The 13,067-nt window shown below is 52.3% G+C and carries 8 protein-coding genes; all 8 read left to right on the top strand.

What is annotated here, in order from left to right; all coding sequences use genetic code 11:
• Window positions 1–2: 2 nt before the first annotated feature.
• The 8 genes from glpK (at window position 3) to FOE74_RS05185 (ending at window position 12,873) form a co-directional block, all read left to right on the top strand.
• Window positions 3–1,523, top strand: coding sequence for a glycerol kinase GlpK (glpK, locus tag FOE74_RS05220; protein WP_149097549.1), 1,521 nt, complete (start codon window positions 3–5; stop codon window positions 1,521–1,523).
• Window positions 1,524–1,529: 6 nt separating this feature from the next.
• Window positions 1,530–2,258, top strand: coding sequence for an MIP/aquaporin family protein (locus tag FOE74_RS05215; RefSeq protein ID WP_149097548.1), 729 nt, complete (start codon window positions 1,530–1,532; stop codon window positions 2,256–2,258).
• A 179-nt stretch (window positions 2,259–2,437) separates the two neighbouring features.
• Complete coding sequence (glpT, locus tag FOE74_RS05210) at window positions 2,438–3,820, top strand: glycerol-3-phosphate transporter (protein ID WP_225840673.1); 1,383 nt, start codon at window positions 2,438–2,440, stop codon at window positions 3,818–3,820.
• A gap of 45 nt (window positions 3,821–3,865) precedes the next feature.
• On the top strand, window positions 3,866–7,111 hold the full coding sequence (locus FOE74_RS05205) for a SusC/RagA family TonB-linked outer membrane protein (protein ID WP_149097547.1): 3,246 nt from the start codon (window positions 3,866–3,868) through the stop codon (window positions 7,109–7,111).
• Window positions 7,112–7,172: 61 nt separating this feature from the next.
• Window positions 7,173–8,645, top strand: coding sequence for a SusD/RagB family nutrient-binding outer membrane lipoprotein (locus FOE74_RS05200; protein ID WP_225840672.1), 1,473 nt, complete (start codon window positions 7,173–7,175; stop codon window positions 8,643–8,645).
• Window positions 8,646–8,815: 170 nt separating this feature from the next.
• Complete coding sequence (locus tag FOE74_RS05195; RefSeq protein ID WP_149097545.1) at window positions 8,816–10,003, top strand: DUF5689 domain-containing protein; 1,188 nt, start codon at window positions 8,816–8,818, stop codon at window positions 10,001–10,003.
• A 168-nt stretch (window positions 10,004–10,171) separates the two neighbouring features.
• On the top strand, window positions 10,172–11,365 hold the full coding sequence (locus tag FOE74_RS05190) for a phospholipase D-like domain-containing protein (RefSeq protein ID WP_149097544.1): 1,194 nt from the start codon (window positions 10,172–10,174) through the stop codon (window positions 11,363–11,365).
• 113 nt (window positions 11,366–11,478) lie between these two features.
• Complete coding sequence (locus FOE74_RS05185) at window positions 11,479–12,873, top strand: Gfo/Idh/MocA family protein (RefSeq protein WP_149097543.1); 1,395 nt, start codon at window positions 11,479–11,481, stop codon at window positions 12,871–12,873.
• Window positions 12,874–13,067: the final 194 nt, after the last annotated feature.

The raw sequence follows: 13,067 nt of genomic DNA, 5'->3' as shown, positions 1-13,067 counted from the left end.
AGATGGCAAAACATATACTGTCTTTTGACCAGGGCACCACCAGTTCCCGGGCCATTGTCTTCAACCAGCAGGGGAAGATCGTTTCCCTGGCTCAGAAAGAGTTTACCCAGATTTTCCCCCAACCCGGTTGGGTAGAGCATGACGCCAGTGAGATCTGGTCTACCCAGGTCGGCGTAGCCGCCGAAGCCATGTCAAAAGCCGGTTTACGGGCAGAGGACATCGCCGCCATTGGCATCACCAACCAGCGGGAAACCACCGTGGTATGGGACCGGCGCACCGGCGCCGCCGTCTGTAACGCCATTGTCTGGCAAGACCGTCGCACCGCCGCCTACTGTGACTACCTCAAGGAACAGGGGCTGGAAGAAATGATCCGCCAGAAAACCGGCTTGGTCATAGATGCCTATTTCTCCGCCACCAAAGTAAGATGGATCCTGGACACCATTCCAGAGGCCCGCGAAGAGGCTGAAGCCGGGCACCTCGCCTTTGGTACCATTGACTCTTGGCTTATCTGGAACCTGACGGGCGGCAAAACCCACGTCACCGATGTCACCAACGCCTCGCGCACGCTGCTTTTCAACATCCATACTTTAGACTGGGACCAGGAACTGCTGGACCTGTTTGAGATCCCGGCCAACATGCTGCCCAAGGTTACCTCTTCCAGCGAGGTAGTGGGTGAAACGTCTGCCTCACTCTTTGCCGCGCGTATTCCCATTGCTGGTATTGCCGGAGATCAGCAGGCGGCCTTGTTCGGGCAAATGTGCCTCAAACCGGGCATGGTGAAAAACACCTACGGCACCGGCTGCTTCATGCTCATGAACATTGGCGAAAAGCCCATTCTGTCCAGTCACAAACTGGTGACTACGGTAGCCTGGAAAATCAAAGACCAGGTGCACTATGCGCTGGAAGGAAGCATTTTCATAGCGGGAGCGGTAGTGCAGTGGCTCCGTGACGGGCTAGGCATCATCTCCAACTCCGCAGAAGTAGAGGCCTTGGCCCAGAAGGTTTCCAGCAGCGAAGGCGTGTACCTGGTACCGGCCTTCGCCGGATTGGGGGCCCCGCACTGGGACCAACACTCCCGCGGCACCATGGTGGGCATGACGCGGGGCACCACCTCAGCGCACATTGCCCGCGCTGCCCTGGAGAGCATCGCCTTCCAGACCATGGAAGTGCTGCGGGCCATGGAAGCCGATGCCGGCATTGAAATCAAGGAACTGCGGGTAGACGGAGGCGCCACTGAAAACAACCTGCTCATGCAATTCCAGGCCGACATCCTGAATGCACGGGTGGTGCAGCCCGCCATCACGGAAGTGACCGCCATTGGGGCAGCCTACCTGGCAGGTCTGGCCACGGGTTTCTGGACCAGCGTGGAGGAAATCCAGGAACAATGGGAAGTTAAGAAGAGCTATGAGGCAACCCCAGACATGCCCACGGAAGCCTTGACTGAAGGTTGGGACCGCGCGGTACGGGCAGCCAAAGCCTGGGCCCAGGATAGCCAGCCAGAACAAATCACTACCTTAACCTAACGCTCCATGTCAGCATTTACAGCAGAATTGATTGGGACCATGTTCCTGATTTTATTGGGCGGGGGCGTGGTGGCCAATGTGGTTCTGAAAGGAACCAAAGGCAACAACAGCGGCTGGATGGTGATCACCACCGGTTGGGCCCTTTCCGTTTTTGCGGGAGTGGTGATTGCCGGGCCTTACAGCGGTGCCCACCTGAACCCGGCGGTGACCCTCGCTCTGGCCATTGTAGGCAAGTTCGCTTGGAGCCAGGTGGGAGTCTATGTGGCGGCCCAACTGTTGGGCGCCATGGCCGGGGCCTTTCTGGTATGGCTTATCTACATGCCCCACTTTAATTCTACTGAAGACCCTTTGGCCCAATTGGCGGTATTCAGCACTGGCCCTGCCATCCGCCACCCTTATGCGAATCTGTTCAGTGAGGCGGTGGGCACGTTCGTGCTCCTTTTTGTGATCCTCTACATCACAGAGCCACAGATGGGCGAACAGAAAACCCCTATCGGCATGGGTTCGCTGGGAGCATTGCCTGTCACGTTCCTGGTATGGGCCATTGGCCTCTCCTTGGGCGGCACCACCGGCTATGCCATCAACCCGGCCCGCGACCTGGGCCCCCGAATTGTGCACAGCCTTCTTCCATTGAAGAACAAGTGCCACAGTGACTGGCGCTACGCCTGGGTTCCGGTGATAGGTCCGCTGGCCGGAGCCAGTTCTGCGGCCCTTCTCTATTTGCTTTTACAATGACCTGTTCCTTTCTAAAAGCTTGCCCAGGAGCAAGGCAGGGCACATTAAGCTTTTGTTAAGTTCAGCCACCTGCCCTGTTATCAGAAAAAACCAGGGTAGCTTTGGATAAGATTTGATAAGAACAAAGAGGACCAACCCTTCTGGGTTGGCCTTCCCTACCAGACAGACAAACTATTACCTTGAAAACAATAGACAACACTTCTACATCCTCGGGTACCTCTCCTAAAAAAGGGCTTTTCGCGCCGGCGGCCCACATTGCCCCGTTGCCACTGGACCGGGTTGACCCTGAATACAAAAAGCTCCGGCTGCAGGTCTTCATGGGCATCTTCCTGGGGTACGCCGGTTATTACCTGGTGCGCAAGAACTTCTCCCTGGTCATGCCCGACCTGATTGCCCAAGGGTATTCCAAGGCGGACCTAGGCTTCGCCCTTTCCGGGGTTTCCATTGCGTATGGCTTGAGTAAGTTCCTGATGGGCAACGTCTCTGACCGCAGCAATGCCCGAACCTTCCTGAGCGTGGGCCTTCTGCTCTCTGCCCTGACCATGATCTTCATGGGGGTTTCCTCCTTTGCCACCAGCTCCATCACCATCATGTTCCTTCTGCTTTTCCTGAACGGATGGTTCCAGGGAATGGGATGGCCAGCTAGTGGCCGGGTGATGGTGCATTGGTTCTCCACCAAGGAGCGCGGCACCAAAATGTCTATTTGGAACGTGGCCCACAACATTGGCGGCGGCCTGGTAGGTCCTATCGCCATAGCGGCCATTGCTATCTTCGGTACCTGGGAGAGTAAGTTCTATTTCCCGGGCATGGTGGCCTTGGTAGTTGCCTTTATCGCTTACCTGCTCATCAGAGACACCCCGCAGTCTTGCGGCCTGCCCACCATTGAGGCCTACAAGAACGATTATCCGGCTAATTATTCAGAATCACTGGAAAAGGAGCTCACGGCCAGGCAAATCTTCTTTGAATATGTCTTCAACAACCGGGTGCTCTGGTACATCGCCTTTGCGAACGCCTTTGTTTATTTGGTGCGCTATGGCATCTTAGACTGGGCTCCTACCTATCTGGAAGAGGCCAAAGGATTTTCTGTGAAAGAGACCGGTTGGGCCTACTTCGCCTATGAGTACGCGGGCATCCCGGGCACCCTGCTTTGCGGCTGGATCAGTGACAAGGTCTTCAAAGGCCGTCGGGCTCCGGCTACCATCATCTACATGGCCTTGGTGCTGGTAGCGGTAGTGGTGTACTGGAAAAACCCGGCCGGTAACCTCTGGGTGGACAACCTAGCGCTTATTTCCATTGGGTTCCTGATTTACGGACCGGTGATGCTGATTGGGGTGCAGGCCCTGGATCTGGTTCCTAAGAAAGCCGCCGGAACAGCGGCGGGCCTAACCGGACTGTTTGGGTACCTGGGAGGCGCCTTGTTCGCCAATATCGCCATGGGCTTCATTGTAGACAAATGGGGCTGGGACGGAGGCTTCATTATGCTGGTGCTAGCCTGTATTCTCTCTATTGTCTTTACGGCCTTTACCTGGCAACGGGAGAAACGCCATCTCAACCTGGTATAAGCCTGCTTTCTGTTATTCTACATCATAAACTAAACCTATTTCTATATGAAGACATTTTTACAACCACCGCCTCCCCGCAGCTTTAGCTGGCGGAAGGGCATTTTCTTCGGGTGCTGTCTGCTGTTGACCGGCACGCAGGCACTTGCCACCCCTCCTGCGTTTATAGGGTCTTTCCAGCAAACCGCCCAGAATACGAAGGTTCCGGTAAAAGGAAAGGTAGTAGACCAGACGGATGGCTCGGCTATGCCAGGGGTAACGGTCTTTGTGAACGACCAAGCGGTGGGTATGACCAATGCAGATGGTACGTTCCAAGTAAGCGTGGAAACGGGTGCTACCCTGTCGTTCACCTTTATTGGGTATCAACAGTACAAAATGGTGATCTCCAAGGCAGAAGAGAACTTATCTATCAGAATGTCCGCAGACGCCACCCAATTAAATGAGGTAGTGGTCACTGCCCTGGGCATTACCCGTGAAGAGAAAGCTCTGGGATTTGCCACCACCACGGTACAGGGTGAAAGCCTGACGGAGGCCATGCCTAACAACTGGACCGATGCCCTCACCGGGCGGGTGGCCGGTTTGAACATGGTGAAGTCGGGTGGTGGTCCCACAGGCTCAAACAAGATTATCCTGCGGGGTGAGAATGACCTGGGGGGCGGCAGCGAAGCCCTCATTGTGGTAGACGGCGTTGTCATCAACAGCGGGAGCGGTAGGGCTACTGGCAATGGAAGCACCGCTTACCTGCAAGGGGAAAGCCCTGTTGACTTTGGTACTAACCTCAATGACATCAACCCAGAAGACATTGAAAGTGTGACGGTTCTGAAGGGCCCGGGCGCCACTGCCTTGTATGGATCAAGGGGAGCAAACGGTGCCATCATTATCACCACCAAAGAAGGGAAACCCAGAGCAAAAGGCTTGGGAGTTTCTTTTAACTCCAACTTCTCCATTGAAACCATCAACCGGTGGCCAGATTACCAGTACGAGTACGGGCAAGGCGATGAGGGCGTAAATTACTACTCCTTTAATACAACCCTTGATGGTACCAGTACCCGAAGCACCAGTTCTGCCTGGGGAGCGAAGTTTGATGGTCAGACGTTCTTCCAATATGATCCTAGCACTAGAACAACCGGTACCGAGCGTACACCGTGGGTACCCTACAAAGACAGCCGTAAAGACTTCTTCGAAGCTGGCAAGACTTTCACCAACTCTGTTACCCTAGACGGTGGTACCTCCAAGACAGCCGTACGCTTCTCCTTGACCAATGTATCTAATAACTGGATTATTCCTAACACAGGATACAACAGAAACACGGTAGCTTTTTCAGCAAACCAGAATATTTCTGACAAGTTGAAGATCTCCACCAAAATCAACTACACCAACAAGTATAGTGACAACCTGCCTTCCACCGGGTATAACAACCAGTCCATCATGTACTGGAATATCCTGCAGGTTCCTAACGGAAACCTGGATTGGTATAGAGACTACTGGCAGCCGGGCAAGGAAGGGATTGCCCAGAACTACCCCTTCAGTAGCTTGATTGACAACCCATTCCTGATTGCCTATGAGATGTTAAACAAGTCAAACAGGCACTCGGTGACCGGGAACATACAGGCAAGCTACAATTTCACCAAAGACCTGAGCCTGATGGTGCGCACGTCTATGGACTTAGCCTATGAGCAGCGTTCGCAACGCAGACCCAAAGACACTGAGAAATTCAAAGAAGGGATGTACCGGGAGCAGAACATCTTCTCGCAAGAACTCAACTATGATTTCCTGTTAAGATACGGCCGTAACCTGGGAGAAAGATTTGAGATCTCCACCTCTCTGGGAGGAAGCAGAACCAAGAACCGGTATGTAAGAGATGAGCTGAGAGCTGAAAGATTGATCTACCCGCAAGTATTCAACTTTGCCAATAGCCGCGATGTACCTTTGAATTACCCATGGCGCCAAGACATTGAACTTAATGGTCTATATGGCTTGATGACTGTTGGGTTTGATGATTGGGTATTCTTGGATTTAACCCTGCGGAAAGACTGGGCAAGCACGTTAGCCGCCTCAACGGGCGTGAAACCCATTGAGCCTTACCCCTCTGTCAGTTTGAGCACCGTCCTTTCTGAGGTCATTCCCATGCCGGCGTCTGTTTCCTTCCTGAAACTTCGCGGCTCCTGGGCAGAAGTTGGAAGCGGCGGCATGAAACCTTACTTGACTAACTTCTCCTACACCATTGCCACAGGTTTCCCATCTGGCTTGTCTAACCCTAGTGCAGTAGCAAACGGAAGTCTTTTACCCTTAAGAACAGAGAGCGTTGAATTCGGCATAGATGCCCGCTTCCTGAAGAGTAGAATTGGGCTTGACATTGCCGTCTACAGAAACAATACAAGAGACCAAATCCTTTCTGTACCCATTGACAGGTCTTCTGGTGCTAACTACCAGATCCTAAATGCCGGTATGGTGAGAAACCAAGGTATTGAAATCCAGGCCAACGGTTCACCACTCAAAAGCAAAAAGGGATTGAACTGGAATATCTTCGCTACTTATTCAGCTAACAGAAACAAAGTAATAGAACTGGCAGACAGCCTTACCACTTACCAATTGCAAAGAGGACCTGGCGGGCGTGGCTCAGTAGAGGCTACCATTGGCGGAACCATGGGAGACATCTACGGCAGAGGTTATTTACGGTCTCCAGAAGGGCAGATTATCTATGAGAACGGATACCCTTTGCTGACCAATGACATCATGTATCTGGCCAAGGCGGTTCCAAAGTGGAAAGGAAGCATTGGCAATGAATTCAGGTACAAGCAATTCCGCATGAATGTCCTTTTTGACGGCTCCTTTGGAGCAAAGGCTTACTCGTTAACTCATGCCACCCTGGCTGAACAAGGGAAGACCAAGAACACGTTACCAGGCCGTTACAACGGAATCATTGGCAACGGAGTGATTGCTAACGGAGACGGCAGCTTTAGGCCTAATGATGTAGTTGCGGAAAACATCTGGACCTATTACACCGCCCATTTCGGCCGCGACAACGTGGAAGGGAACCTGTTCAGCACTGACTACATCAAATTAAGGGAAGTACGCTTTGACTATACCCTTCCCACTAACCTGGTTAAAAAACTGAGACTGGAGAAAGCAACAATCGGCATCTACGGTAGAAACCTATGGGTTATCTCTAACTGGCCTGCCTTTGACCCAGAATTCGGGACCCTGAATGACGGCACCATTGACGCCGGGTATGAGTTGGGCCAGTTCCCATCTACCAGAACAACAGGCATTAACCTGAACCTTAGCTTCTAAAGATTAGACAAGAATGAAAAAGATAAGATTAATTGCTTTGTCCCTCCTTACAGTGGTAGGTATGACTACCCTTAACTCCTGTGATGAGGGGTTTGAGGAGCTGAACACCAACCCCAACACCAGTCCCTTTGCCATGCCAGAGTCCTTGTTGGCTCCTGCCTTGACAGATCTGGTGCAACGTAACCTTGACCGGGCCATGCGCCTCAATAACGAGTTGATGCAGGTGCACGTGGCGCGGTCTGACAACGACGAAATCCACCGCTATGTCATTCGTACGGCAGAAGCAGATTACATGTGGAACAACTGGTACACCCAGATCACAGATTTTAAAGACATCTATGCAAGTGCCAAGGTTTTGTCCACCACCTACCCTACCCAACAATACCACAAAACCTTTATGGGGATTGGGCTTATCTGTGAAGCTTGGGCTTTTTCGCTGCTAACAGATACGTATGGAGATGTACCTTACTTCAATGCCAACAAAGTGCGAGAAGGCATCTTAATGCCTAAGTTTGACAAACAAGAGGCGATCTATGCCGACCTGTTCCAGAAACTGGAAGAAGCCAATACCCTCTTAACGCCAGCGTCGTCCGCCGCGGCCGACGTTGAAGCAAGGGATTTCCCTTCTGGCCTGAAGCAATTGGATCCTTTGTACAACGGTGTGGCGGCCAACTGGCGTAAATTCGGGAACTCTTTGTATCTGCGCCTCTTGCTACGGGTTTCCGGGAAACCAGACAAGATTGTGAACAAAGAGATGAGTGCTGCAGAGAAGATAGGAAACATGGTGAACATCAATGCCGCTACCTATCCTCTCATCTCTACCAATGCTGAGTCCGCTATTCTGCGCTTCACCGGTACCGCCCCCTACCAGTCTCCTTTCCAGAACACCCGTGATGCTGACTGGAACACTGCCCAAAACATGGCAGAGTTCTTTATCAACAACCTGAATCAGTGGGGCGATCCCCGTGTCACGGTGTGGGCCACCCTACGGGAAGGGCGCTATGCCGGCATCCAGAGCGGGTATGAAACCGGAAAAATACCCGCCGCTGAGTCTTCCTACCTCCCAGCCCTCAGAACCAATCCGCTCCTAGGCAACATCCTCAATTACCCTGAGGTGCAGTTCATCTTGGCAGAGGCCGCCTTAAAAGGATACACTTCAGGCAGCCCCAAGACTTATTATGAGACTGGGGCTACCAACGGCATTACTCTGTGGGGTCTAACGGTACCCACCGGCTATTTTGCCAATGAAGAAGTCAAATGGGAGGACACGTATGATTTCGGCAGAAAGATGGACCTGATCCACCAGCAGAAGTATTACGCCTTGTTTTTCACGGACTTTCAGCAATGGTTTGAGTACCGCAGAACCGGCTATCCTATCCTGCCCATTGGCCCAGGGGTGAAGAACAATGGCAGAATGCCTGCCCGCATCAACTATCCACTCTACGTGCAAAGCCTGAACCGTGACAACTATCTGGCGGCCGTGGCAGACCAAGGCCCAGATGATATCAACACGAAAGTTTGGTGGCAAGAATAAAGTGATAGGCAAATCAAGTTGAGGAGTTCGCAGTACAACTCACCCTACAAATAAAAAATACCATGAAATATAAACTGTTACAGCTTTTTGCTTTCGCCTTTGGAGCAATAGCCTTCACATCTTGTATAGAAGAAGATGTGAACGAAGCAATAGGGCAAGATAGCCCATACATGTCACTCGCAGACGTAAGGGCGCTGTATAGGGGAGAAGAAGTGACCCTCACCAGAGAGAAAATGGCAGGGGCGCACCAGGTAGTAGGAGTAGTCATCTCAGACCCTTCTTCCGGAAATTTCCCTAGCAACCAGGTAATCATCCAGAATACCCGGAGAAAACTCACCAGAGGAATCGTTCTCCAGTTTGGAACCCCCAGCAGCACACCGCTAGTGGTAGGTGACTCTGTGGTAGTGGAGACCGAAGGAGCCGCGCTCAAGAGTATCAATGGAGCCTTGCACATTACCGGCTTGCAGCCTTCGGCGGTCACCAAAGTAAAATCTGGAATCACCGTTAACCCCAGAACGGTCTCCCTTGAGGCACTGGTGAATAAACCAGGTGACTATGAGGGTACCTTGGTGAAGATTGTGGCAGGAAACATCACCCCAACGCCTACCCGTACCTCCACCTACAGCGGAGACAAACAGATGACGGACGGGAACGGGAACAACATTATTCTGCACACCCAATCCACAGCCACCTTCGCCCAGGAGAGGCTGTGGCCAAGCGCCACCTATACCGGCGTGCCTTTGGCAGGGGTAAATCCGCAGGCCCAAACACCCACCCTCCTGCTGTCGTTGCGGTCCATCAATGATGTGGAAGACCAAAGCGGGCCGCTTTACCCAGGTTTCCCAGAGACGTTTGACAACCCTAGTTTGGTTAAAGACAGCTACAACATGAACCCTTTACGGGGAGTAGTGGACAATACGATCGACTTCAGCACGGGCTCCTGGAAACTTTTCTACTCCATTGTGGGGCAAACGCCTGGTCGGGACAGGTTCACCGGCACGTGGGGCATTAGAATGCAAGATGGCCGGCCCGCCAATCAGAGCCCGTACGTTCAGATGAACTTTGACCTTCCCAACGGGGCATCTAAGGTTACTTATATCTACGGCGCCTACTACACAGACGCCTCCAGCACCTGGTGGATTGAATATTCCCAGGACAAAGGCAAGACCTGGAAGAAAGTGGGCCCTACTATGACCGAGGCCGGCAATTGGACCAGAACAGCCACCGTTTTGATGGACATCAGCGGCCCGGTACGCTTCAGGCTGTTCAAGCAAGGTCTTGGCGCTAATAATCCTCCGGCGGTGTTCAACGGGCGCTTTGCCTTTGACAACTTCGCAGTTTACGCCGGCGTGGAATAGGTTACCTCCCAAAGAAGTGCGCTTCTGTTCTTAAACCAACAAGCGCACTTCTTTTTACCTCATAAAGACACCAGGAAAGGAAAAGTACCAAAGAATAACTCCTGGTAAACCTTGGCTCGGCTTGTCAACCTCTCATTTCTATCCTAAAGAAACCATAGACGTATCTTCATGAACAAACTAAAGCTTGCCTTTATCTTCCTTCTGCTGGGCCTGTCTGCCTGCAAAGATGAGAGCGAGGAATCCATGGCAAAAGAGGATTCAGCTATTGCGTTAACAGCCAAAGTCCCAGACGTTGTTTTCACCAGGCTAGACCAGGTGGGCAGTGGCCTCTCTTCAACTGCCATCATGGATAGGCTAGTTTCCATGGTCAATGCGGCTCCTGCCAAAAGTTCGGTTCACCTGTGCATCTTTGGATTTAGCCATCCTGAGCTGATCTCTGCTTTACGGAAAGCCTCTGACAGAGGAGTAAACCTGCACCTTATGGTGGACATGAGCAGAGAGGAAACCAAAATAGAGAACCCGCCTGCCGTCAATGAGATACGTGCTTTCCTGAAGCCTAACTCAGAAATGGTAGTAGTCACCAGTGATGCCGGCAATAGCTCTATCAACCACAACAAATTCGTTTTGTTTTCCAAGCTCTCCACCGCCTCTGGTGAAATGGGAAAAGTGGTATTCCAAACCTCGCACAACTTCTCGGTGGCAGATTCAAAGAAAATACAAGACGCTGTCATTCTCTCTAACCAAGGTCTATACAATGCTTACAAAGGGTATTGGGAAGATATGAAGGCCAAAGCCGCCAGCGGCATGAAAAACTTTGAATACCGTGAATTTGAGGATCCGGCGGCTGGAATCTCAGCTCTTTTCTTTCCCAAACGAAAAAGCGGGAAAAACTACGGGGCAGATTCCATCATAGAGATCCTGAACCAGATCACAGACCCTTCCTCTGCCCTTATCAGAATAGGGATGTCAGACTGGACGGCTGCCCGCCTGAATGTCATTACCAAACTTGAAGAGCTCCTGAACAAGGGCGCCACTGTAGAGGTCATTGCCAAAAGCAAGGCGGATGATGAAATCTTGGCTGGTCTGGAAAACCTCAAAAGGAAAGGAGCCTATGTAAAAATATACAACCTAACCGCCTCTAACCAGCTTAAAATTAATATCCATGCCAAGTTCATGCTCATCAAAGGAGTATGGAAAGGGGAGCAGACCAATCTGGTGGTAACCGGCACCCATAATTATACAGGCAACACGGTTTACTATAACAACGAGGTCATTCTCCTGCTCAAAAACAACCCCCAATTCTTTGATGCCTATATGGCTTACTATAACGAGATGAAAAAATTACCGGGCTTAGTCCGCTAATAGCTTTATCACCAGAAGGGCTTCCGCAGGAAGGCAAACCAATTCTCTTTCACCAGCCATACCCAAAAGCTGGCTTTTTAAAGTAACCTATTTCTTACTAATAATCCGATATCATGAACCGCCGGAAATTATTAAAATCATTAGGCTTGAGCATTGGCGCCGCCGTCATCAGCACCGAGGCTTTGGCCAAACTGGGAGACAACACCTACTCCTACACCATTCCCCCCAACCCAGAGCACAAACCGCTCAACAAAGCCATCACCGCCATCACCATTGGCGCCGGTAGCCGCGGAACGGTATACGGCAACTATGCGTCCAAATTCCCTGATCAGATAGACATTGTGGGGGTGGCCGAACCCAACCAGTTCCGGAACGAGAAGTATGCCACCCAACACAAGATAGCCGCTGAGAACCGCTTCAACACCTGGGAAGACGTGTTCAAACGCCCCAAGTTCGCTGATGCGGTCATTATCTCCACGCCAGACAACCTGCACTATGCCCCCTGCATGAAGGCCCTGGCTATGGGTTATGACATCTTGCTGGAGAAACCCATTGCCCCCACCGAGAAGGAATGCCGTGACATCCTCAAGCTGGCCAAGAAAAACAACCGCATCGTGGCGGTGTGCCACGTATTGCGCTACGCCCCATATTTCGTGAAGATGCGTGAGCTGATCCAGCAAGGCGCCATTGGTGACATTGTGAGCGTGCAGCATTTTGAGCCTATCGAGCATTTGCACATGGCCCACTCGTACGTGCGCGGCAACTGGCACAACTCCAAGGAAACCACGCCCATCATCCTGGCCAAGTCCTGCCATGACCTGGACATCATCCGGTGGGTGGTAGGCAAACCCAGCCAACGCATTGCCGCCATGGGTGACCTGAAACTGTTCCGCAAGGAGAACGCCCCCCAAGGCAGCACTCCCCGCTGCACCGACGGCTGCAAGGTAGAGCGCGAGTGCCCGTACTCGGCCATCAAGCATTACTATGAAGACCGCCGTCGCCTGGCCGTGTTAGACCTGCCCGCTGACAAAGCCAAGCACCCCGAGGTGATCATGGAACGGCTAAAGACTACCAACTACGGCCGCTGCGTGTACCGCATGGAGAACGACCAGCCCGACCATTACGTGGCCAGCATCCAGTTCGCTGACAGCGTGACGGCCAGTTTCTCCATGGAGGCCTTCACCTCGTACCATGGCCGCCGCACCCGCATCATGGGCACCATGGGCGACATGGTAGGCGACATGACCGAGCTGGTGGTGAATGACTTCAGAACCCGCAAAGAATTGAAATTAGTCCCCAAAGCTGAGGACGTGGACGGCTACAAAAACAGCGGCCACGGCGGCGGCGACTGGCTACTCGTGAAAGACTTCGTGCAGGCGGTGGCGCACCAGAACCCCAAGCTGCTCACTTCTACCATTGACGAGTCCATTGAGGCGCACCTTATGGGCTTCATGGCCGAGGAGAGCCGCAAGAAAGGCAAGATCATGTCCATCAACATGAATGCCTAATCCGCAGATTAGTATTTCCCAAACCCCTTTCCCTGGCAAAGTTTTCGGCCTTGTTTTTGTAAAACGGAGGTAAAACAGAGCCAGGGGAAGGCGCGGGAGAAACTTACACCGAATAGCTTAGGCGAGGTAGTGGCATTGTCTCTTTCCTCGTTCTGGGCCCAATACGTACCTTAACGCCCCCATGCTGCACCGGA

Source organism: Rufibacter glacialis, from assembly GCF_008271745.1.
Taxonomy (GTDB): domain Bacteria; phylum Bacteroidota; class Bacteroidia; order Cytophagales; family Hymenobacteraceae; genus Nibribacter; species Nibribacter glacialis.
The sequence above is the reverse complement of the archived record's forward strand: the minus strand, read 5'-3'. Positions and strand labels throughout refer to the sequence as shown.

Coding starts and splice junctions, on each gene's coding strand:
- FOE74_RS05205 (WP_149097547.1), top strand. CDS start 3,866: ATGAAGACATTTTTACAACCACCGCCTCCCCGCAGCTTTAGCTGGCGG.
- FOE74_RS05195 (WP_149097545.1), top strand. CDS start 8,816: ATGTCACTCGCAGACGTAAGGGCGCTGTATAGGGGAGAAGAAGTGACC.
- FOE74_RS05200 (WP_225840672.1), top strand. CDS start 7,173: ATGACTACCCTTAACTCCTGTGATGAGGGGTTTGAGGAGCTGAACACC.
- FOE74_RS05185 (WP_149097543.1), top strand. CDS start 11,479: ATGAACCGCCGGAAATTATTAAAATCATTAGGCTTGAGCATTGGCGCC.
- FOE74_RS05190 (WP_149097544.1), top strand. CDS start 10,172: ATGAACAAACTAAAGCTTGCCTTTATCTTCCTTCTGCTGGGCCTGTCT.
- glpK (WP_149097549.1), top strand. CDS start 3: ATGGCAAAACATATACTGTCTTTTGACCAGGGCACCACCAGTTCCCGG.
- FOE74_RS05215 (WP_149097548.1), top strand. CDS start 1,530: ATGTCAGCATTTACAGCAGAATTGATTGGGACCATGTTCCTGATTTTA.